Source organism: Sphaerospermopsis sp. LEGE 00249 (genome assembly GCF_014299995.1).
GTDB classification, from domain to species: domain Bacteria; phylum Cyanobacteriota; class Cyanobacteriia; order Cyanobacteriales; family Nostocaceae; genus Sphaerospermopsis; species Sphaerospermopsis kisseleviana.
Genome location: NZ_JACJUZ010000021.1, coordinates 12,146 through 35,799 on the forward strand (window position 1 = coordinate 12,146; position 23,654 = coordinate 35,799).

A 23,654-nucleotide genomic window follows, 5' to 3' on the forward strand; every position below is an offset into this window, starting at 1 on the left:
GAGGATGATAAAATTTAGCTGTATAACAGCTTTAGGTCAAACCTAAAGCACCACGAGTCACACCTAATTGATTTTGTAAAAATTGATTTTGTAACTTTAATGTTTTCCACAGTTCTGAACCTGTGATTTCTCCTTGGATAAGTTGTTGATAATAATGTATGGTTTCCTGTACTTGTGCTGGTGTTTCGTTGAGAAATTCAATTCTCAAATTTTGCAAACCCAAACCTATTAATTTTTGTACGTATTCTGCCCCTGTTTGAGCAGCACCATTGTATACTGTATTTCTACATCCTGCGTCTGCTTTGAGGATGTGTTCACTACCTACCCTATCTCTAATTTTGACCTCGTGTTTTTCGCATGGTCTACCACAGTTAGTGTAGTCTGTTCCTTCAGAAAGAAAAGCACAAAAAACGCAATGTTCCATGTGGAACATAGGAATATGTTGATGTATTGTCACCTCCAAAAATTGCGGTGCATAACTGGTAATTAAATCTACGAGTTGGTTAATATTTAAATCGTAGGATGCAGTTAACCTTTCTAAATTAAACCGCTTAATAAAATAATCTGCGGTGAGAGGATTAGCAACATTTAAGGAAAAATCCCCAATACATCTTTCCCCTGCAAAATATTCTAACTGGTCGTAATTTCTAATCAAATAACCATCTGCTTGGGAATCTTTAACCTGTTTTAAAATCCAATTTTCTCCCGGTTTAGTAATGCGGGGAGGTGCTACAAAAATACTGGGGACTGGGGACTGGTGATTGGTGACTGGGTATTCTTTAAAGATTTTGACCGCTTCTCTATAATTGCGCGGATCTTCAAATTCACAGTATATTGTTTTAATATCTGCTGTTAATGCTGCTTTGAGTTGTTGAATATTTCTGACTAAAACAACCAAATTATTTTTACAATCTTCATCACAAAACCCATAACTCTCTTCAACCCTCTTTCCTTCGTGTCCTTCGCGTTCTTTGTGGTTCATTCCTCTGGAAATTATACTTAAATTTTGATTAATTAAATCCGTCCATTTTGCACTATGATTTAATTGCCAAAGTTTAGGTTTATTTCTTAACTCCTCTAATTTTGCTACTATTTGCCGACGCATTTTATTTAACTCACTCACGGGTAACATTGCATTACCAATAATCTGATTTTGCAAACTTGCTAAATGAAAAGGTGTATTTCCTAAACGTCCAAATTGTTCCTTTAATTTTTCTGATGTTAAAGGTTTAGTATGTGCTGACTGTAATAATATGTCTGATTCAACTTTGACAATATTACCAAGTTCATCATCAGCAATAGCTATTAATTTATCTCCCACTTCCCCATAGACATCTATATTAATAGGTTTGGTAAAGTTGGGATATTCACCTTCATAACTTTGACGAATTTGTTTATCTAATTCTGGGTCACTGGTTTTCCAAACTTTATCACCGATATTTATTTTATGTATGTTTAAATTATTTCTCCCAAAAGTTAAAATTACTTCTTTACCTTTGGGAATAACTTCATATATTCTTCCTCCTTCTTCTTTCGCTTCTGGGTGTCCACTATCAAACACTACCCCATCACCAGGTTTAACAGGTGCGGAAATTTTAACGGTTATTTGTTCATTTTTAATGTGAGTAACTTCTCCTAAATAAACACCGCGTTTTTTACCGAAGTTTGCATGAACCAATTCTTGATTATTTATTCCCTCAAACCAACCCGTATAAAGTCCGCGAGAAAAGGCCATTTCTAAATTATATTGGTCTTGACCTCTTGTTCCCCCTTCCCTTGTAGGGAAGGGGGTTAGGGGGTTAGGTATTTCCGCTATTTTATCTAATCCTTTTCTATAAACTTGAGTTACATTAGCAACATATTCTGCTGTTTTTAATCGTCCTTCTATTTTTAAAGAAGTCACCCCAGTTTTTACTAATTCTGGTAAAACTTCTAAACCTGCTAAATCTTGCGGACTGAGTAAATATTTTCTATTACCTAAATCTACAAATTTTCCATCTGCAATTAAATGATATGGCATTCTACAAGCTTGAGCGCATTCACCCCTATTTGCGGAACGTCCTCCTAATGCTTCGCTGGTTAAACATTGTCCAGAATATGCGACGCACAAAGCACCATGAACGAATATTTCTAAGGGTAAAATAATATTTTTTTCAGATATTTGTTGTTGAATTTTATTGATTTCTTTAATTGAACATTCTCGCGCTAAAACTACCAATTGACATCCTAAAGATTTAGCAAATTCTACCCCCGCAGCACTGGTAATAGTCATCTGGGTTGATGCGTGAATGGGAAAGTCTGGGGAAAGATGACGAATTAAACGACAAATACCCACATCTTGCACAATAACAGCATCAACACCAGCAGAAATGATGTTTTTGAGGTATTGCTCTGCTTCTGTCAGTTCTGAGGGGAAAATTAGGGTGTTTAAGGTGATATAACCTTTGACTCCCCGTAGGTGTAGAAATTCCATTAATTCGGGTAAGTCTGCAATGGTGAAATTATCTGCTCTCATTCTGGCATTAAATTTCTCTAAACCAAAATAAATTGCATCTGCACCATTTTCGACTGCTGCAGTTGCACATTCCCAGTTACCCGCAGGTGCTAAGAGTTCGGGGAGTTTGATTTTTGTGGTGGTTGTCATTTTGCGTAGTTTGATTTTATTGTGAATTTATTGATTATATCTAAATTGGGGTATGGTTGGGGGTAGATGAAAATCCTCGGCTTCTTTTTTAATCATCTCAATAAATTATTAATCTATTTGATAATTCGGGGATCTGGATTTATCTAAGATTATAAAATTTGATGAATACTGTCAACGACTGGTTCAATACTGCATCACCAACCATCAATTCATCTATAGGCCAGCGATTTCCTAACCCAAAGGTAGGATCTATATCTGCTTCATGAGCAATTTTATTTCTACGATACACGATAGAATTTAATGAGAAATTAAATCCCGAACACGCTGAATACTAATCCGAAATTGATCAAGTGCTGACTGCATAACTCGATGATAAGGCAATAATTTTATCTGCTAAATTGGAAAACGTTGTTTTAAATTCTTGTTGCTTTCTTTGATTAGCTTCTAATACTCTACCATACTGTTTTAACTGTTCAGATGTTAAAGCATAAATAGATGTAGAATGTTCTTGAGATAGGGCAATTAGACTATTGAAATTAGATATTTTTGTCATGGTCAAATTAACATTCATTCCCTGTTCAGCATATTAGGCAACAACAAATTATTTATTTCTAGAATTGGTTTTAACTTATGATTAACTGTATTTTCAATTTTTTCTATCCATATTTGAAATGCTGTGGTTTCTTTACCCCTAATAATTCTATAGTTTTGAACTATAGTTCCTAAAAATTTCAATCTAAATTCAGGAAATGGATAATTAGCTTCCTTTAATATAGGATTTTCACTTGCTTTTCTTGCCCAGGCACACCATTTTGGTAAAATTCTAGCTAGAGAATCTATAGCCATAACTGAAAAGAAATCGGCAGTTGTGGGAACTAAGAAAAAATCGCTAATCATTAATAAATTTTGATTGATAGATCCTAAACTGGGACTCATATCAATTAAAATGTAGTCAGCGTTAAATTTACTCGCAGTCTCTTCTAATAAATCATAAATTGCACCTGGTAAATTTTTTAGTGTTTGAATTGAACCACTAAGTTCTTGGGCAATTCCTAACGTTACTTCATATTCACCAAAACCCACATGACCTGGTAATAAAAATAATCCTTCTTGTCCTTGTATGGGTATACAATCTACAGCTTCAATAGCTCTTGGTTGAGATTCAAAAGCAGGTGCTAAACCTGTTTTAATATTAGAATGTGTATTGTAGATATTTTCTATTCTTGCTTCGTCTTCTTCTGTTTCTTCTTTTAAAGCCATCCCTGTCAGATTACATTGAGGATCTGTATCCACAAGTATTACTCTCTTGCCTTTTGCAGCAAGCATCCAACCTAAATTAAAGGTAGTGGTGGTTTTGCTAACACCACCTTTATGATTAAATAAGGCGATTTTCTGAACCATTGTAATTATTTTGGTAAATGTCTCATTGGAAAATCTGTATTACTTAGTATAGCCTAAGTAAATTATTTCTAACTTAATACGCTCACAACATTTGTAATAATTGAACCCGTATCTATTTCTGTTATTAAACTAAATCAAAACACTATTAACCAGCACTGGTTAAACTATATCAATACTAAAAGAAAGCCTGAAAATCAGGTTTAATTTAGCAAATAACCAATTCTGGCTTGACTATATTTATTCTTTTAAAAATGGCTCAGGTCGGATTTGAACCAACGACCCCAGGCTTATGAGTCCCGTGCTCTAACCAACTGAGCTACTGAGCCAAACGTTTCATCAACATTAATTAATATAGCACACTATTTTGGCTGTGGCAATGACCAAAACAAATTTTTTGCCAAATTTTTTCTTCCATATAGCCGTAGACAGAGTAGTTAGGACATCAATATAATAATGAACCTCTTACTACAAAACGTTTGTACTCCTGCCTCCTGCCTCCTGCCTCCTGCTATATTTCCAAAATAAAAGAGGGAGTCAAACTCCCTCCACAAACAAGACAATTACTAAATTAACCAGCAGCCAAGTATTTACAGGCGTGCCTGTGTCCGTGATGGCAAGAAAGCAATGGGGTTAACTGCGCCCTTACCTGCGGGGTGAACTTCAAAGTGGATGTGGGGACCTGTGCTAAAACCAGTGCTACCCATCGCTGCAATGGTTTGTCCTTGTTCCACTTCTTGACCTACTTGCACTAAAATCCGGCTGTTGTGAGCATAGCGGGTCAAGCTGCCATCAGCATGGCGGATATCAACTAACAGTCCATAACCACCGTTGTTCCAACCTGCTCTTTCTACCCTACCGGCAGACGAGGCGTAAATTGGTGTACCCACGCCGTTAGCAATATCAATACCTCTGTGCATTCTACCCCAGCGCCAGCCATAGCCAGAGGTAAGCACACCCTTGGCAGGCCAAATATGCGCGTTGGAAGAGGAAGGCTCTGTAGTTTCTTCAACAGATTTGGGCAGATATAAATCTACTGCTGCCAAAGGTGGTAAAGCTGGGGATACTCTGGTTCCGCGCAAGTTACCCAAGGAGTCACTAGAGTTGACACCAGCGGTAGGTACGTTTAACCTAATGCTAGAAGAACTACCAGAGGAGTTACCAGGTAAAGCTGTTTGCCTTGATATGAATTGGGGGTTAATTGGCTCGTTATTGGGTCGAGCCGCACTTATTAAGGGCTTAATCGGTGGTTGACTATAGCCTGGTTGTATGGGCTTGGGTACAGAAATTGATACCGCATTCAGTTGAGCATTAACTGGAAAATTTGTTTGATTATTGGCTTTCTCCACCACAACGGGGACTGGTGTATTTTCAGTTTCATCCACGTTAGCCACAGTTACACCAGACTTTTGAGCGCGGTATTTTTCCCTTAGTCTTTCAATTTCGGCTTGCAAGCTGCGGATACGCTCAGGACCTTTGAGCTTTGCTGTTTTTTCAGGTAGTTGTTGCTCTGTTTGTGTTTCTGTCGCAATATCCAGTTGTGAATTATCACCCCCCACTGCCAAGGAATTAGGAGCAGTGAATTCAGTTTCTGGGGTTGGCGGCAGTTGATTCCCAGCTACAGGTACGGGAATGGCAAAACTGTTATTGTTGCTTTCCACTGGTGACTGTTTGACTACAGGTACGGGAATGGCAACACTGTTATTGTTGCTTTCCACTGGTGACTGTGGAATCAGAGGTAGATTAGCTTCTGGATCAGGTTTACTCAGCGGAGAAACAGCAAGTTTGGGATTGCTGCTAGGCCGGATGAAAGTAGGAATGATTGCTACAGTTGGCTGAGTGTAACTGGTACGCTCTGCTTTAGCTGTGGGAATAATCAGTTTTTGACTGATTTGCAGCTGGTTGGGATCATCGAGATTATTAGCTTTGATGATATCGGAAACAGAAGTCCCGTAATTATCAGCAATCTCGGCTAATGTGTCTCCGGGTTTAACTTCGTAGGTTGTCGTTGCTAATTGCGCGACAACTGCGGGTGCGGGTGCAGGTGTCAATGCTTTCTGCACTGGCGCACTTGTTTGTTTATCCTGTTTTAACCTGGATATCAGGTCGGCTTGGTGAGCATCTATCACCTGTGACGACTGTACTGGCAAACTGTTATCAGCTACAGTTGTTGGTTGTGCTACGTCAATACCAGTTTCTGAGAACTTATTGGTCTCATCAGGCCGCAACTGGGCAAGACTATTTCTTAAACGGTTGGATTTTTCCTGTAAGCGATTGAGTGCGAACTCTTGCTGCGCTTTTAGTTGTGCATTAACATCATTGCTAACTGGGTTTGCTGATTCTACTATTACGACTGGGGATAGAGAATCAGCAACACCCTGATTTTGAGAAAATTGCGATTCTGTCTGGGACAGTGGTTTTTCTGTTTGTAACCGAGATTGAACTGAGTTGTTATTCAATCCCTGCTCTACTTGGGGTTGCAAGTAGATAGCATTTTTGTTAGCTTCTGATGTTTGAATTTGTACAGCCATTTCCTTGGCTGCAACTGGCCATTTAGCTTCAAGCCCAGGCATTTGCGAAACTGCTGTTGGTTCCCCGACAATGACAGGATTTTCAGGCACGCTCGCTGAAGGGACGGCTTGGGACTCCAGCTTTGTGGCCGCAAATTTTATCTCAGTGTCAGAAGCAGCAGGAATTGTTGAGGCTGCTTTTTGACTGCCAACAGGCGCGGCTGCTTGGGCTTGATCGCTTTGTCGAGTCACCAAAAGGCTGGTTGCGCCCATTGAGATTGCCAAGCCAATCATCGCGGCTTGGGTTCCCGCCCGGCGGTTTGTTTTGTGAATTGTCTCATTTGACGGCTCGATCAGGACACCATCGCTGTTGGGAGTATTGTTTAACACAGCCTTTACTCTCTTTTTCAATGCTCGTTTCAAAGACGACCTCCTATGATCACGCTTCGCTTAACTGATCTTGATTTTTCTGTTGGATATTAATCCATAATTTGAGATCACATCAAACGATAGATCAAGATCACATTTACCAGAGATACTTAGGCAAGATTAACCTGCTTCTCTGATTTAGACAAGTTCACACTTGTTAGTCAACCTTAAGATTTTTGCGTTGAATTGTCTGTTTTCACTCCTCACAAAACCCAGGATTTTTCGCTCTTGACAGTTATGCCTGATGCTCATGCTTTCAAAGCGGGGACTGGACAAATCTGATAGCTTTGATCACGTCCACTATCGCTGTTAGCATTTGCTCTGCTGCAACTTTCAAAAAAACGATGTTCCTGCTGTAGATATTTTCTAAGTTTTTTTATCTAATCAGTCTTATCAACAGGAGACTTTACGGCTTTTATTTCCTAAAAAACAACCGTACAAATCCGCCGCAGTTTCTGATATGGTCGATTGTATTTCATAATACAAATAGCTAAGATGCTTGACAGTAAATGCTTTGATGATTTTACCTCTGACAGAGATAAAATTTCAATTCACTAAAATCTATCATTGTCTCTTGGTTTGGAATCAAAGTTTCTATACAAATTTCTTATATGACTATCTTTGGACTCAGCAATTTTTTTTATCTAGGTTGATTTAGTATATAAATGTTGTTACATCTAAATCTTGTCTCAGCAATAATACTTAAACAGTTAAGTGGAGAATTTGCTTCTTTCCTAACTGATTCAGTCTTTATAAGTAAAACCTAGCTAACTATTGTAGATACCCTAACTGTCGTCGGCATTCAAACAAGCCAATAGCCACACTTACGGATAGATTCAAGCTGCGAACGCCGGGTTCGTGCATGGGTATGTAGAGGGTAGAGTGACAGACATTGAGAACATCTGGCGGTAAACCTGTGGTTTCACTGCCAAACAATAACCAATCATCGGTTTGATACTGGTAGTTAATATAGTTAAAACTGCCACGAACGCTAAACCCTAACAATCTGCCTCCACGCTGTTGATGGATGATTTGGAATGCTTCTGGGGATTCGTGATAGTGCAGTTTGACGTAAGGCCAGTAATCTAAACCTGCTCTTTTGAGGTAGCGATCGCTAATTTCAAACCCTAATGGACCGACCAAATGCAATTCTGTCCCTGTAGCGGCACAAGTACGGGCAATATTGCCTGTATTTGGAGGAATTTGCGGGTTAACTAAAACTACCTGGGGCATAAGACAAGTCAAAAGTTAAAAGTTAAAAGTCAAAATCCAGTAGAAACCAAGGAAGATACTGGGGTTTATGAGTATATCAGAGAAAATATACCGAAAAACACATATAGACGATATATAGGTTTTGTTAATAGGCATTAACCACTAGGGACACATTAGATTTTTAAAACAAATAAGGTCAAGGAGGCAGGAGAATTTTAGATTTTAGATTTTAGATTTTAGATTTTAGATTTTAGATTTTAGATTTTAGATTGGAGTCAACAAAAACAATCCAAAATCCAAAATCCAAAATTGTCTCCCCAGTCACCACTAGGTGACGACAGAAGAACACAATAATTTGCTTTCTAGTTCTTGTTCCCGTTCTTGGGTGGCAATGATGGCTTGTTTAATGACTTGCTGGGCATCGACACCAAGTTTGTGTAACTGTAACCATTGTTGGGCTTCGTTGCCTTCACGGAGAATTTTCTGTAAGGGAGACAGGAAACAACCGAAGCCTTGTTGTTTGGCTATGCCCCAAACTTCTTGATATAGCTGGTTAATCCAATCTCTGGCGAGTATGGTACTACCATCTTGCCAATGTTGCAATTGGGCATCAAGACTGGATGTGGCTGCTGCCATTTCATTTTTAGCGGTTATATTAATTAGTTCTTCAGGTGAGAAACTGCTTTGGGTTAAGGGGTCAATATTGGGGTTGTCAATGATTTGCAATAACCGCGCTTCTAATAAGGCTGTAATTGCTAATAAGAAAATAGGATCTGTGACTAAATCACAAATTCGCAATTCTAAGCGATTTAAATCATAAGGACGGCGATCGCCATTTGGTCTAACTGATGTCCACAAATGTCGGACATTTTGCATTGTTCTAGCTTTTAACTGTGCTTCCACCCATTGAATATGATGGTCATGACTGGCAAATAGAGGTACATGACTGGGAGTTTGGGGGAAGAGTCCCCAACGGGTAGAATGATAACCTGTGGCTTTACCATCTAAAAATGGTGATGAGGCGCTTAGGGCAAGGAAAAGTGGCGCTTCTATACGGATAATCCGACAGGCACGCATTAATATTTCTGGATCGGGAATGCCAATATTAATATGTACGCTGGCGGTGACAACTTTTGTCCCGTAGGTTTGCTCAATGTAGTCATGATAAGGGTTAGTGAGGTCAGAACGGTAAAAGCGATCGCTTCTTCCCAAGGACAGGGTACTCCCTGGTATCAATGTGTAATTGTTTAACCGCTGCAAATATTTCCGTAACTGCTGACGTGGGCGCAATAAACCACACAATTGATTTTCGTAACTGGTGGAAGCTTTAGTGATGTATTCTACGTTGCGGCTATCTGGCTCTCGCATAAATCCCTGTAAATCCGCAACAATTTGGTCGGAGAGACCAACTATTTCACCTTGAGGTGTGCCAGTATACATCTCAATTTCAAAGCCTTTCGTTAAGACCACTTTATTTTGCTCCTTGGCTCTCCTAATTTTGATAAATTGTATCAAATTTAACGATTTTTTGCATCTGGGGATTGGGGATTGGGGATTGGGGATTGGTGATTGGTGATTGGTGATTGGGTAGTAATTTATAATTACGAATTACTTATTACCTATTACCCAATTATGAATTACTCATTATTTTTGCTCTTGCAGAATTGATTGTTGCATCAGATAAATCACATAATGCTGCTAAGGAAATTCTGCCTTCATTTAATAAGGAAGTTACCCTAGTTGATGCTGCTTCTGATATGCGCTTACCGCTACGAATTTGAATTTTAAATTTGTCAGCTATACCATCGAAAATCACCAAAAGAGATATATTTTTCCAAATAATTTGTGTAGGTTGAATCACCTTAAAAGCAGTGACTATTTTTCCTGCTTCTGGTACATGAAATGTTAATCCTGAGTTTTGAATAATCTGCTGTATTCTTTCCAAAGGTAAAATAGAGATATCAATATTTATATGTTCTATTTTCACCAAGTTGGCTAAATCAGGTAATTTCATAGAGACATCATTATTTAAATCTTCGTTTTTACAGGTAAGTTTACCTTCTAAAAAATCGGTAACTGCATAAATTTCCACTGTATAAGCCGGCAGTGGTACTGTACCTTTTTCATAAAATAATTGTCCTTCTGGGGTAACGGTAATAGGTGATTTCAATGCCAAAGTTTGTAATGATTGAAGTGTGGAAATTGTACTGTGAACAAATACAGGATCAAGTCCCAGGATAGATGCTAATTCATCTCCTGTTGGTGGGGGTTCAAATTCCAGTCCAGCACGGATGATAAACTCTTCCATGACATTAAATGGACGTGGTTCTTTAACTGTTAATTCTAAGGTATTTTTACGCAAACTATAGCGAAATTGACGGGCTGCAAAAACTGATAATTGGGGATTTTCTGTTTCAATTTCGGTAACTATATTTTTGAGATGCGGATCAATATTTCTATCAACAGAACCAGGAAACATCAATAAAACCTCCATGACGAGTGGCGAGATTTGCTACTTCTGAATACATTCGACCAACTTTACCAGAGTTGCTGGTAAATAAATCGTGACAACCAACAATTACTAATAATTCTTGAGCGCGAGAAAAAGCGACGTTTACCCTTTCTGGTTTTTTAGCAAATCCCACATCTCCTAAAGGATTATTCCGCACCATACTCACAATTACAACTGGTCTTTCCATACCTTGAAATCTATCAACTGTACCTGTTCTAATGTGCAAGGATGGAAAAAGTTCCGGTTGTAAACGTTCATCTATTTTTCGCAGTTGAGCGCCATAAAATGTAATAACTGCTATTTCTTTTTTAGGTTCACCATTAGCAACTCTAGAACGCCAAGCATTTTCAAAATCTTGACAGATTTTTTCAATGACATCTACTTCTTGGGGATTAAAAAATGATGTTCCTAATTTTTCTTCTGCAAATTCATCTTCTCTAGGCGTTGTCACCCACAGTAAATGATGTTCTGGTTTAATGATTTCACCTGCTAAATTATGGGCGCGTTTGCTATCTGGTTCTAAAATGCCACATTCTAATTTACCATCATAAAACTGATTGATTGCTCCCATAATATTGGGGTGCATTCGATATTGGGTATTGAGCATTTGTTTAATGCTATTATCGGCATTTTCAAACTGAAATTTAAATAAGGATTCTTCGAGAAATCCCATTTCTTCTCTAGAATGTCCCATTGTTTCTGCGACTTCTTCTATTGTGTCAATTTCTAGCATTGGTGGTAGTTGTCGGTGATCTCCTACCATGACTAATTTTTTGGCTTTCAATGCGGGGATAACTAATTCTGGAGGTGTACATTTACTTACTTCATCAATAATGACAACATCAAAATATTTAAATTCTTCCGAGAAGTTGTAATTTGCAGCTTGCACGCAGGTGATACCAACGACGTTAGCGTTATCTAAATAAATTTGTCTTAAATCGTTACTATCTCTTTCTGAAGGTTGACGTAGTTTGGTAATCCAATCTTGGACAAAGTTTTGATATTTCCGCAAATAATCTTCTTCATTTTGTAGTTGTTGTTGCCAAAGATCAAATTGTTGTTTTATCTGCTGCAAAAATTCCAAATTCAAGAAATCTGTTTCTGTGGTTTTGGGCTGAGGTTTAAATTGATCAGGTATTTGTTGCCAAGTCATCTCGCAGCAATTTTTTTCTATGATTAAATCATTGGAGATATGGGATTTTAATTTTTCTTCTATTTCATTTAATTTAATTTTTGCTTTTTCAAGTTTTTGTAAAGAGTTTTTGCTGGTTTTATTTATTTTTACTAGTTCCTCTTTTAAAGATTCTTGAATATTCTCGAATACTGAGAAAGCATCTAAGGAGGAATTTAAATCATCCAGATGAGTTATGCAAGTTTCCCAAAGCTGCACTTGTTTCTCAAATTCCTGATGCTGTTCCCAAATATTTGCTTGTTTTGCTAAATATTGTTGTGTGAGATTTCGTAATTTTACAGGTAGCTGTGGTTGTTTATTCAGCTGTTCCAAAATTTTTACAACTCTTTCCAGCAGTAAATTAGCATCTTGACTGGCTTTTTCTACCTGAGTTTGAGTTGCTAATATTTGTTCTTGGGTAATTTGATTATTTGGAGGTTGATTTAACTGTTGTTGTTTGTGCAAATTATTAAGTTGTTTCTCTGCTTCTGTTTTTAATTTGAGAACACATTGACGAGCATTAGCAAGAATTGTATCTAATAATTCTTGGGTAATTCTAGTTAAAGTAGAATCCAGGTTATTTAATTCATAAGATGCACTGTAGGTTTGTTGCAGTTGAATTAAAAAACTCTGGGCATTTTCAACTAATAATTGACGTTGTTTTGTAGTGAGTAATTGATACTTTTGAAACTGTTGATATGTTGCTTGCCATTTTTGGCGATCGCTCTTTTCCAAGAATAAGAGAATTTGACTAAAATTTTGCTGCATAAAATAGCTAAAATTATGCTTTTTACCCCTTCTGTCACTAAAATTACCATCAATTTCATAAGACAATGCTTTGATTAGTAATTCCCATTCTGGTAATTTAATTTGGTAATTATTTGGTAAGATTGGCAAGTTTAAGTTTTTAGCAAACATCAATAAACCCAGTGGTAAATGCAGCATTTCTTCAGTCAATAATAAATCAGATTGCTGGCAATTTTTCAAAACTTGGTAAAGGTGGGAATATGCTGTAGTTTTCCACTCTTTAACTGCTGCGATAATATAATCAATTTCTCGTTTACGGTTTTCCCAATTTTGAATAGTTGGTTGTAGCTTTTGATCCTGATTAATAGACTTTTGATACTCTGTTTGTAACTGATGTAAATAGGCTGATTTTTTTTGGAAACCCTGTACTAATTTTGCTAAGTCTGACATAGCGATAGTTGCATCATAAGCATAGGTGAATGTTGATTGAAATCCGGCAATTTCCTTGGCTATAGTTTCCCGCAACCAGACAGCTAAACCGAATGCACCACGCACAGGACAAATAACCCCCAGTTCATCGGTATACTTAATAGCTTGATTGACTTTTTCCCGAAAATCTCCTACTAGATTATTTTCTAATGTATAAGGTTGTAAACGGGGTAAAAAATCTTTAATTTCTGGATCATCCCAATTGATATTTTGTGGTTTATTGATAATATCTTTCACCCCATTAATTAAAGATTCAATTTCATTTTTATGCTCAAGCAATTCATGATATACAGTTTCTTGAGTTCTGTAAACATTCTCTAACTTTATCTTTTCATCTTTTAATTTCTTTTGTTTATGATTGACTTTTTCCACTAATTTTAAGTAATCTGTAAATCTTTTCGATGTTGTTAATAGCTGCTGAAGAATTTGTATATTTTCTCTGTGTTGATTGAGATTATTTTCACAGTCATTAGCAGTATTTTCTAACCATCTGTTAATTACTTGGTCTTCTAAAAATCCTTGTCCTTCTTCTCCAACTTTTTCAGCTTTTCCTTTTCTGACAGCGCGGATAACTGGGTTGTGAACTAAGCGACTTAAAGCATTATCAACTGCTAAATTAGCTTGGGAAGTAATTAATGTGCGACCACCACGCAAAGCTATTTGATAGCAAATTTCGGCAATTACAGTCGTTTTACCTGTTCCTGGTGGACCTTGAATCAAAACTAAATCTTCTGCGGCCATTACCTTTTCTACAGATGCTTTTTGACCTGAATTTGCAGCAGATAATAACAAATCTTGTGGTTTTAGTTTAACAGTTTTTTGAATAGGTCTGGCTTGGGAAGCGTCAAATAAGAAATCTCCTAAATATGGGTTTTGTGTCCGTCCTTGTTTTAATTGTTCTAATGCTTTTTCTTTACGCTTAATTTGTTTAATATCACCAGCAGCATCAAAAAATAAGTATCCTTTTGTTGGTATTTGATAATTTTCCGATGCTATATATTCTACTAATTCCCGCTCAAGTCTGATGTGAATAAGATTATTTCTGTGGTCAATTTTTTCAATATTTCCTAATTGACGACTAGTGCGACGAGTTATTTCAGTAGGTACAGAATCAGAAAATTTGATATCTTGATTTTTTGCCTGTTTTACCCGTTCCCAAAAGTTTTCTACATCTAAATAATTCTCTTCATCACCATCAAGGGTAGCTGAGTTAATATCAATTTTTAAGGCGATTTCTTTTTGTTGGCAGTCATATTCGGAGTGGAAAAATTTGACACAAAATTGTCTGGCTTTAGCAATACGTTCTTCAATTTTCAAAAAAGCTTTCCATGCTTGTAGTTGGTCTTCGGTGGGTATATGATTACCGCATATTGGCATTTTATTTATTTGTGCCAATCTCTTGGGAGAAATATTTATAGGCTCATAATAATTAGGAACTAACTGCAATGGTAATGGTAAAGCATAAGCGTCAATTCTTCCTCTTGATAGTGGTAATAAATAAACTGAGAGAATTTTTAAACCACCAGTACCATTTTTTTTCACTGCGGCTCTCAATCCTAAAGTTTTATTTAGTTCTTTCAATCTTTTGGGTAGTTGAAACTCACTGTCATCTGTAGCAATGGTTAAATCCCAAATTTCTTCTCCTGTATCTTTTCCCTTACCTTGACGGCGAAGATAAAATAGGCAAGTTTTTTTACCTATACATTCAAAAATCAATTCATGAGCGCGTTCTTTTTTTTCTCGAAAGTTGGAATATGATGTAACTGCTTGTTGTCCTTCAAAGCTACGAATTAAGTTATCAATTGTGGAATTTAATAAGCTATAGCCAAAGGTTTCTGAATTGTTTATTTTTACTAATTTCTGTTGCATGGATGTCCTGATTGTTTTTGATTTCACACCAAGAGGAATAAGGTTAGATATAGTTTTAAAGATGAAACTGGTGATAAACCTGACTGGCGGCTCGATGTAATAAAGAATGTCTCCAAACAAGAGATTTCATATCATCTGCATAACCACCGCCAATAACACAAGCTACTGGATAACCAGCGCTAACGCAGGTGGTTAAAACCTGCATTTCTCGTCGAAAAACTCCAGTGTCGGTGAGAGATAATTTTCCTAGTTTATCATCTATATGGGTGTCAACTCCAGCGTCATACAATACTATATCTGGCTTGATTTCTGTTAGCAAGTCTGGTAAGTAATTAGCTAAGGTTTGTAAATAAGCATCGTCTTCCATTCCTAGTGGTAATGGTACATCTAAATCACTTGTTTGTTTGGTGCTAGGGAAGTTAATTTCGCAGTGCATGGAAAATGTAAAAACGCTGTGATCATTTTCAAATATAAACGCTGTTCCATCTCCTTGATGTACGTCTAAGTCAACAATTAAAATCTTTTTAGCAAGTCCTAATTTTTGTAAAACGCGAGTAGCAATTGCTAAATCATTAAAAATACAAAAACCAGATCCATAATTAGGAAAAGCGTGATGTGTTCCACCAGCAGTATTACAAGCTAAACCTTGATTTAATGCTAATTTAGCCGTTAATATTGTTCCACCGACTGCTACACAGGTACGATTTGCTAAAGCTGGACTCCAAGGTAAACCAATGCGCCTTTGTGCTTTTGCTTCTAATGTTCCTTCGCAGTAAGCTTGTACATAACTTTTGGTGTGGACTAATTCTATTAATTCTTGCGGTGGACATTCAGGAGTGTGAAACTGTTCTGGATATGCTACCCTGTCAGCTAACAGCAATTCATGCAGTTGTCTAAATTTCGACATGGGGAAGCGATGTCCAAGCGGCAGAGGTGCAATATAATCTTGATGGTAAATAATTGGTAGATCCATTACTTAGGTGAAGTACACCAATAAATTTTGAGGTTAACTACTACTGATACTGAGGATTAAGTCTCCAAAATCAGTCTCCAGCTAGATTGTCATCAGAAAACAATTAATTTATTTATGTTTTTCAAGTAATAAAAGTCACCTTTTTTCAGGTAGAAATCGGATTTTAGTAAACATATCATCAATTATTTATCATTAATGTATCACATATTTTTGCTCGGATGATCATTATACATCAATTTCTCTGGAAAAACTTAGCGAGTTTAATTTGCTAATTGTTGATATCCTAATTTTCAGGTCAGCATTCAGCTTTTCGCTTCTAGCTATATTCCTGAGTTAACGATCATTCTCAATCTTGACTCTTGTAATTTTCATTTGTCAATTCACTATCAAATATAACTATGATGCAATGGATTATACCTCTTCTATTTATTCTAGTTGGCTTTCTGGCTGGCATAATTGGCGAAAAAGTTATTTTTAATAGAATTAAAAGCTTTGTTATTAAGCGGCAAATTCCCGGGAGTGAGATTATATTTCAATCACTGCACAGAATGACCTTTATTTGGTTTGTTTTGGCAGGTTTTTTTTGGGCTATTCTTAGTTCTCCTGTTAAACCAGGTATTGCTAATGTTCTGCAGAAAATCATTACCATAATTTTATTATATTCTGTAACTTTAGTTTTAGCTAGACTGACTGCCGGTTTTGTTAATTTATTTGTCCAACGTACCGAGGGAGTTTCTACATCCCTGCTTTCCAATTTAGCTAAAACAATTGTTTTAGTTTTGGGAACATTAATTCTTTTGCAAACTGTGGGTATTGAAATTACTCCCATAGTTACCACCTTGGGAATTGGAGGTTTAGCTGTTGGTTTAGCTCTCCAAGACACCTTAGCTAATTTATTTTCTGGTTTTTATTTAGTTATTTCTAAGCAGGTAAGAGCAGGGGATTATGTTAAATTAGATGATGGTCATCAAGGTTATGTCACAGATATTACTTGGCGAAATACCACAATCAAGGAAATTTCTAATAATGTGATTATTGTTCCTAATTCTAAGTTGGCTTCGGCAATTTTTACTAATTATCATCTACCTGCAAAAGAAATTACTTTAACTATGAATGTGGGTGTTAGTTATGATAGCGATTTGGAATTAGTGGAAAAAGTGACTATAGAAGTCGCTAAAGAAGTGATGCAGGAAATTGCACCAGAATTAATTCAGATTGAACCTTATCTAAGGTTTCACACTTTCAATGATTTTAGCATAGATTATACCCTTTATATGCGAGTCAGTGAATATTTTGACCAGCGCATTGGTAAACATTTGTTGGTGAAGAAGTTACACAAACGCTATCAACAAGAAGGTATTGAAATTCCTTTTCCAATTAGAGAAGTTTATATGCGTATCGTTTAATTTAATTTAATTACGTATAATTTTGTAGAGTTTTAGCATTGCTAAATCCGAAAAAGATGCCATTTTCATCAGATTTAGTTTATACAGTTAGATAGAGGGAACAGGGTAAAACTCTATTTTGTAAAGTGATTTAAAATTTTCTAGCAAAAAACGAGAAATAGATCATATAGTAATGTAACTCTCAACTCGGTTATGAAAGTTACAGTTAATCATAGTTAAACCTGTATGTATACAGTTAGCATTGAAACTCAAGTTCATGCCTTGCGTCCGGGCGATCGCCTGAGATATTCTGGTGTAGACTGGGATATAAAAGATTACAGCACCTACCAAGATCCTCAAGGTTATCAAACAGAGGAATGGTTGTTAGTCTCCTCCGGTGGTTCGGAATATTACTTATTGCGAGAATATGACCCCAGCGAAGAAATTAACTCTGTAACTTGGTATATTTCCAATCAATTACAGAATGTGTCTTTATATACTCCAGATTTTCCCAAAAACCCACTACAACTAACTACATTATGGAAAGAAATGCAAGCATTAAATACCCCTTATCCAGAACTAAAACTTTTCTATAAATCCTATTATTTCGATTCACAAACTGAAGGAAGTTATGATTCTGAAGGGAAAACAAAATCTCGCATTACTTGGGATTATTGGGATAAAGACCATTGTGTAAATTTAGCAATAGAAGCTTTTCCCAATCTACAATTAGATATTTACTCAACCAAAATAGTCAAGCCTGAAGAATTTCATAATATTCAAAAAGGTGTAGGTTCGGAACGCCAGCTATTGAGGTGGAAACCTGAATTAATTATTGAATTAATAATTGCGCTCATATTTTTGTCCATCGGTATATTTTTAATGATATTTGGGTAAAGTGTTTATGTCTATTTCCTTATTTATTGAAAACTATGATCATGGTATTGCCTTTTATATCAATGGAGATTTGCAATTTGATAGTGCGGATGAGGCAATTTATCATGAAAATTTAGTAATTCCTGCTCTATCTTTAGCTATCCAAAGATTTCCTGACACAGCTTTACGGGTTTTGATTTGTGGTGGTGGTGATGGATTAGCTGCTAGGGATGTACTACGTTTTGCTCAGGTAAAAAACATTGATTTAGTAGACTATAATCCAGATGTTATCGAATTAGCAAACACAGTATTTAAACCTTATAATTTAGGCAGTTTAGAACATGAAAAAGTTACAGTATACACTCAAGAAGCCTTTGGATTTGTCAGAGAATTAGTTGATAATTATTATCATGTTGTAATTTGTGATTTCACTTGTCCTAAATCGGCTGAAGATGCAAAAATCTATAGTCAGGAATGGTTTCAAGAAGTTAATCGCATTTTAATTCCTTCTGGAATAGTAGCTGTTAACGGAGTTTCACCAAATTATGATACTCACGCTTTTTGGTGTTTGTATCAAACTTTGCTATCAGTGAATTTTGCAACTAAACCCTTACAAATTCAAATTCCCTCATTTTCTAACCATGATTATGGTGATTGGGGTTTCTTTTTAGGTTCAACACAAAGAATTTTGAGGACAGAAATTGAAAACATTGATTTCCCAAATAATTTAAATTATTTAAACCGTGAAAATTTACTCCCTGTCTTTAAATTTGAACAAAAAATAGCAGCATATCGGCATCAAGTAACTATCGACACACTGGAAAACGAACGGTTATTTTATTATCTTTTGAATTATCTATCAAACCCAGAAGATATCCTATTAAATTCTGGTGAATATGTGGATTTTTTAGATATTAATGAACAGTTCAACGCCGAAATAGAAAATATTAATTCCTTAGATTTGGAATCTGTAGCTAAGTTTTGGCTAGAAAATATTTATGCTGCTCCTAATGCAGACAAAGACTTACCAAATATTAATCAATTTGTACCAGTACGTCATCCCTATCACGAACCCAAGATGACAACATATTGGTTAGATAATCTCCAAGGATTATTATCAGAAATAGACGTTAACAAATTACTCAATAGTTTACTAACTAGAGTGCAGGAATTACCACCACAAATTGCTAGTGAATTGAGGACTTTTGCTGATAAAATTAAATATAATCAGCCTTTAGGCACGTTAAACCCTAAAATGGTTGAATTGATTACTTTGTTGTCTATAACGTTGTTAATGACTAATCTAGTAGCACCAGATTCAGTATTTGCTAAAGGCTCATATTATGGTAGTCGTAGCAGTAGCAGTAGTTATAACGATGGTACTGGTGATAGTAAATGGGTAGGTTTTATATTTACTTGCTTTAGTAGTTACTGGATATATAGCATTATTAAGAGAATGCGAAATAATTAAAGATGAATATTATGAATGTTGATAATTATCACCCAACCATAGCAGAGAAAAATAACTTATCTTTAACAGTCAGAGAATTACAAGCTTCAGAAAAAACAGCTTGGAATTTGTTAGTTAAATCTACTCCCAAGGGTTGCTTTATGCAAACTACAAGTTGGGCTGATTTTAAAGAAATAGAAGGTTATAAAACTTTTCGTTATGGATTATTTTCAGAAAATAATGATTTAGTGGGTGGGTGTATTTATTATTTATACCCCCACACTAATAAAGCCAATTTATTATTTACTTCTGGTGGACCAATATTACCAGAAAATACTTCAGAAATAGGGATGCAGTTATTGTTAGAGAAAGGAGAAACTTTAGCCAGAAAACAGGGTGCAGTTGCTCTTCGTATTGAACCATTATGGCAGGAAAAACCTGATTATCTTCAAGATTTTGTTCGCGCACCTGCTGACTTATTACCCTGTGAAACTTTATTAATTGATTTAAGCCCACGTACAGATGAAATTCTAGCATCTATGAAACCTAAAGGGCGTTACAATATTCGTCTTAGTCAACGTTATGGGGTAAAAATTGAATTTAGTAATGATTCCCAAACTATTCCTTTATTTTATAATTTATTTTGGGAAACTGTCGAACGTCAAGAATTTTTTGGTGAACCCTACAGCTTTTTTATCAATCTCTGTCAAACGTTATTTAAAGAAAATATGGCAGAAATTGGTTTAGCTAGTTGGAATGGAGAAATATTAGCTGCTATTTTAGTAGTATATTGTGGTCGTACAGCAACTTATTTATATGGTGGCAGTAACTTATTACATAAAGAAGTAATGGCAAATTATGGCTTACATTGGCAAGCTATCCAAAGGGCAAAAAATCGCGGTTGCCAAGTTTATGATTTCTATGGTTTTACCCATGACACTAATCATGGTTATGCCAAATTTTCCCAGTTTAAAAGTCAATTTGGAGGTAAACCTATTAAAACAATTGGCGCTCATGATTACTTTTTTTATGACCAATTAGCAGATACATTAATTAGTTTATTGCAAAAGCTTTCAGGGGGTTACAATGAATGAAATTATTAGCAATTTTTTCACTCAAGCTGGTATTATTATTATAGAATTAGTAGTAGGATTTGGCTTATTTTGGACAGGACAATTAGCTTATCAAAAGTTATTTCGTCCCCGCTTAGAATTAAATTTAGAATTGTTTGTAAAAGATAATCCTGCGGTAGCTATTGCTTTAGTAGGTTACTATTTTGGGATTGTGATTGCTTTGGGTGGTGTTTTAGGAGAAACTGCAATTAATTGGCAAGATAAAGCGATTAATTTAGCTACCTATGGTGCAACAGCAATTATTTTTATGTTAGCTGGTGCATGGGTAGGAGATAAATTCATTTTACTTCAATTTAATTGTGAACGGGAAATTATTCAAGATAGAAATTTAGGTGCTGCTAATGTGGAGGCAGGAAATCACATTGCTAATGGTTTAATTTTAAATTCGGCTCTAGCTGGTAAAAATGGTAGTTGGTGGGTATCTTTGGTATGTTGGTTAATAGGTTTAGTGACACTGATTTTAGTCAGTTCTCTTTATCCCCGTGTGACTAAATATAATGTATTTGCGGAAATAGAAAAACGCAATAACCCCGCCGCTGGTGTAGCTTTAGCAGGGTTATTAATTGCCACTGGTAATATAGTTAGAGTGGCTTTTTATCCAGAGTTTACAAATTGGTTTGTGAGTTTTACTCAATATGGTTTAATTTTAGTATTTTGCTTGCTTTCTTTAATTGGTATTCGTTGGTTAGCAGATTTAATTTTAGTGCCTGGTGTGAAAATTTCTGATGAAATTGTGAATCAAGAAATACCTAATATGGGTGCGGGTTTAATAGAATCTTTTGCTTATATTGCTGCGTCTTTTTTAATCGCTTGGTGTTTTTAAAAATAGGTAATTGGTAATAACCCTCTTTCCTTCGTGTCTTCGTGGTTTATTATTCTGTGACTTGTGGGTAAGTCCTAAGTTTTAATCTAAATTATTTTAGCCACTAACAGATAAATAATGCCAATTATTAAGATATTCACAACTACTAAATTCTTGTGTGATTATCTGTGTTAAAAATTGCGCTTTTTGTAAATTATCCTTTTGATAATCACAGATATGAATATCAATAGTAACTTTACTTTCCTCTGGCCAAAAGTGTAACGCTATATGAGATTCAGCTAATAAAATCACTGCTGATACTCCTTGGGGTTGAAATGCAAAACTCACTTCACCGATGACAGTTAATTCAGCAGTATCAGCAGCATTTTTCAACACTTCTATAAAATCTGTTTTCTGCCAATTAAATGCTGTTTTATTTACTGGTAAGATGGCAGAAAAATGGTGTGACTTAATCACTTTTACCTCACTGTCACCTGTCACCTTTTCTAACAGGTTTAACTGTATATTTGGAAGCAAAGTCAGCAGTTTCACCTGCACTTACCATAGACCTATATAACAAGGCACTAACTTCGGCTCTGGTAGCTTGCTTGTCACCGTTTAATAATTTTACATTGGGATAGTTGACAATTACGCCATTTTCCGTCATTGCGGCGATAAATTCGCGGTGTTCGCTTCTGATAGTGGAAGCATCATTATAAATAGACAAAATATCTTTTGTAGAACCGCTAAATTTATAATTCAATCCTTTAGCTAAGGTGATTAAAACATCGAGACGTTTCAGTTTTTGTGTGGGGTTAAAGTTTCTGCTGTTAACAACTGTGAAAAAGCCCATTTCGTAAGTTTCGCGGATGGCATCATACGCCCAATAATTTTTAGGAACATCTCGAAAATTTATGGCTTTACGCACTTTACTTTTAATAAATGTCTTTTGCAAGAGGGCTGCTAGTTGGGCGCGAGTAACTGGGGCGTTAGGGCGAAATGTACCATCAGGATAGCCATCAATGATTTCCATTGCTGCCAATTCGGCGATATAATCTTTAGCCCAGTAATCTTTGGGAATATCAGAAAAGTTGACTCGAATACCTTGAGCTACACCCACTGAGCGATATTTACCCAATAACTCGTGAAGTTGAAATGTGGAGTGGTTACCGAGTTGGGTTAACTTTACCAAACTGCCAGGAATAGATAATAGGGCTGGTGCTAATTTAGGATCATAGACGGTAATGGTTTTACCTGCTAAGGCAAACTCGCCTTCACTAAAGGTTGCAGGATAAACGCTTGTTTGAGCAACGTTAGCAAAACCCGCTGCTTGGTATGGAGTAATGTCGATATTTTCGGAACTGGTGAGGAAGGTAACTTTTTGGTTTTTGAGTTCTGTGAAGTAGTCGTAGTTGATAGCTGCATCTCTGTCAACGATGCCATCTTCGTTATTATCAACACCATAAAAAACGCGAACTACGAGATTTTCGCTTGGTTTGGCTGGTAAAATCAGATTTACTGCTGTATGATCAGGTAAACAAGCAAATTCTGTGTAGCCAATAAAACGGTTTTTAGTGTCATACAATCGGACAACAATGCGATCGCCCAATTTAAAACCGTTCACAAATTTGGCTTTCTGCTTAATTTTATATTTGTAATCGCCTAAAAATCTTTCTTTGAGATATTTATCACCATATTTCCCTTTAATAGATATCCGGGCAATTACTTCTGATATTTTACCACCTGGTTGCCAGATATATAAAGTAAATCCTGACTTTTCTCTCCTGGCAGAAGCAGTAGGAGTTGATGTTTCTTCTGCTTGAGTAGTTTCTTGTGCTAAAAGCTGCTGCTGAGCATTGATTGTTGATGGGATTGTAACAGATACAGCAGATAGTTGAGATGCAGCCAAGGTAGAATGTATTGGCGACAAGGCTATGAGAGAAACTGACGCTATCAGGACTTTCCTAAAATTAGTTAATCTACTTAAAATCATAGTATTTTATTTGATATTAAATCACTACGCAAGTAAAATCTAGTAGTGATTTTGATGCTAC

Annotated in this window: 17 protein-coding genes and 1 tRNA gene; 5 read left to right on the forward strand and 13 right to left on the reverse strand. The window is 36.2% G+C overall.

The genetic code is table 11. From position 1 onward, the window contains the following. Positions 1 to 31 precede the first annotated feature (31 nt). The 11 genes from H5968_RS09520 to H5968_RS09565 all read right to left on the reverse strand — a co-directional run bounded on the left by H5968_RS09520 (position 32) and on the right by H5968_RS09565 (position 15,954). Entirely contained in the window at positions 32 to 2,644 is a 2,613-nt protein-coding gene (locus tag H5968_RS09520; RefSeq protein WP_187039760.1) for a U32 family peptidase, read from the reverse strand. Positions 2,645 to 2,783: 139 nt separating this feature from the next. Continuing rightward, positions 2,784 to 2,933, reverse strand: coding sequence for a hypothetical protein (locus H5968_RS09525; protein ID WP_187039796.1), 150 nt, complete (start codon positions 2,931 to 2,933; stop codon positions 2,784 to 2,786). Between the two features lie 57 nt (positions 2,934 to 2,990). After that, complete coding sequence (locus tag H5968_RS25100; protein WP_222620629.1) at positions 2,991 to 3,215, reverse strand: hypothetical protein; 225 nt, start codon at positions 3,213 to 3,215, stop codon at positions 2,991 to 2,993. Further along, complete coding sequence (locus tag H5968_RS09530; RefSeq protein ID WP_222620630.1) at positions 3,212 to 4,045, reverse strand: ParA family protein; 834 nt, start codon at positions 4,043 to 4,045, stop codon at positions 3,212 to 3,214. Before H5968_RS09530 ends, H5968_RS25100 begins: the two co-directional genes overlap by 4 nt. 252 nt (positions 4,046 to 4,297) lie before the next feature. Then, positions 4,298 to 4,371 (reverse strand) — tRNA-Met (locus H5968_RS09535). Between the two features lie 261 nt (positions 4,372 to 4,632). Further along, a complete protein-coding gene (locus H5968_RS09540) occupies positions 4,633 to 6,942 on the reverse strand; it encodes a peptidoglycan DD-metalloendopeptidase family protein (protein ID WP_370569761.1) in 2,310 nt (769 codons plus the stop codon). An 810-nt stretch (positions 6,943 to 7,752) separates the two neighbouring features. Then, positions 7,753 to 8,214, reverse strand: a complete 462-nt coding sequence (locus H5968_RS09545) for a tRNA (cytidine(34)-2'-O)-methyltransferase (RefSeq protein WP_096567441.1) — start codon at positions 8,212 to 8,214, stop codon at positions 7,753 to 7,755. 306 nt (positions 8,215 to 8,520) lie between these two features. After that, entirely contained in the window at positions 8,521 to 9,663 is a 1,143-nt protein-coding gene (gene gshA / locus H5968_RS09550; RefSeq protein ID WP_187039762.1) for a glutamate--cysteine ligase, read from the reverse strand. Positions 9,664 to 9,823: 160 nt separating this feature from the next. Further along, positions 9,824 to 10,687 (reverse strand): hypothetical protein, encoded by an 864-nt coding sequence (locus H5968_RS09555; protein WP_255427093.1) that lies wholly within the window; start codon positions 10,685 to 10,687, stop codon positions 9,824 to 9,826. Then, positions 10,653 to 14,981, reverse strand: a complete 4,329-nt coding sequence (locus tag H5968_RS09560; protein ID WP_187039763.1) for an AAA domain-containing protein — start codon at positions 14,979 to 14,981, stop codon at positions 10,653 to 10,655. The genes H5968_RS09555 and H5968_RS09560 overlap by 35 nt, the downstream gene beginning before the upstream one ends. Positions 14,982 to 15,036: 55 nt before the next feature. Continuing rightward, complete coding sequence (locus tag H5968_RS09565) at positions 15,037 to 15,954, reverse strand: histone deacetylase (RefSeq protein WP_187039764.1); 918 nt, start codon at positions 15,952 to 15,954, stop codon at positions 15,037 to 15,039. A gap of 398 nt (positions 15,955 to 16,352) precedes the next feature. On the opposite strand from H5968_RS09565, the gene H5968_RS09570 reads away from it, so the two are divergent. From H5968_RS09570 to H5968_RS09590, 5 genes are all read left to right on the forward strand, one after another. Then, the gene (locus H5968_RS09570) at positions 16,353 to 17,360 is read left to right on the forward strand and encodes a mechanosensitive ion channel family protein (protein WP_187039765.1); all 1,008 of its coding nucleotides are present in this window, start codon (positions 16,353 to 16,355) and stop codon (positions 17,358 to 17,360) included. 225 nt (positions 17,361 to 17,585) lie between these two features. Next, positions 17,586 to 18,236 (forward strand): DUF4178 domain-containing protein, encoded by a 651-nt coding sequence (locus H5968_RS09575; RefSeq protein ID WP_187039766.1) that lies wholly within the window; start codon positions 17,586 to 17,588, stop codon positions 18,234 to 18,236. A gap of 7 nt (positions 18,237 to 18,243) precedes the next feature. Next, a complete protein-coding gene (locus tag H5968_RS09580; RefSeq protein ID WP_187039767.1) occupies positions 18,244 to 19,686 on the forward strand; it encodes a spermine synthase in 1,443 nt (480 codons plus the stop codon). A gap of 2 nt (positions 19,687 to 19,688) precedes the next feature. Further along, a complete protein-coding gene (locus H5968_RS09585) occupies positions 19,689 to 20,759 on the forward strand; it encodes a peptidoglycan bridge formation glycyltransferase FemA/FemB family protein (protein ID WP_255427094.1) in 1,071 nt (356 codons plus the stop codon). Continuing rightward, positions 20,752 to 21,621: a DUF350 domain-containing protein gene (locus H5968_RS09590; RefSeq protein WP_187039768.1), complete on the forward strand. Its 870-nt coding sequence runs from the start codon at positions 20,752 to 20,754 to the stop codon at positions 21,619 to 21,621. The genes H5968_RS09585 and H5968_RS09590 overlap by 8 nt, the downstream gene beginning before the upstream one ends. Before the next feature lie 96 nt (positions 21,622 to 21,717). On the opposite strand, the gene H5968_RS09595 is transcribed toward H5968_RS09590, so the two are convergent. Then, positions 21,718 to 22,077 (reverse strand): S-adenosylmethionine decarboxylase, encoded by a 360-nt coding sequence (locus H5968_RS09595; protein WP_187039769.1) that lies wholly within the window; start codon positions 22,075 to 22,077, stop codon positions 21,718 to 21,720. Positions 22,078 to 22,090: 13 nt separating this feature from the next. After that, positions 22,091 to 23,593 (reverse strand): S-layer homology domain-containing protein, encoded by a 1,503-nt coding sequence (locus H5968_RS09600; protein ID WP_187039770.1) that lies wholly within the window; start codon positions 23,591 to 23,593, stop codon positions 22,091 to 22,093. Positions 23,594 to 23,654: the final 61 nt, after the last annotated feature.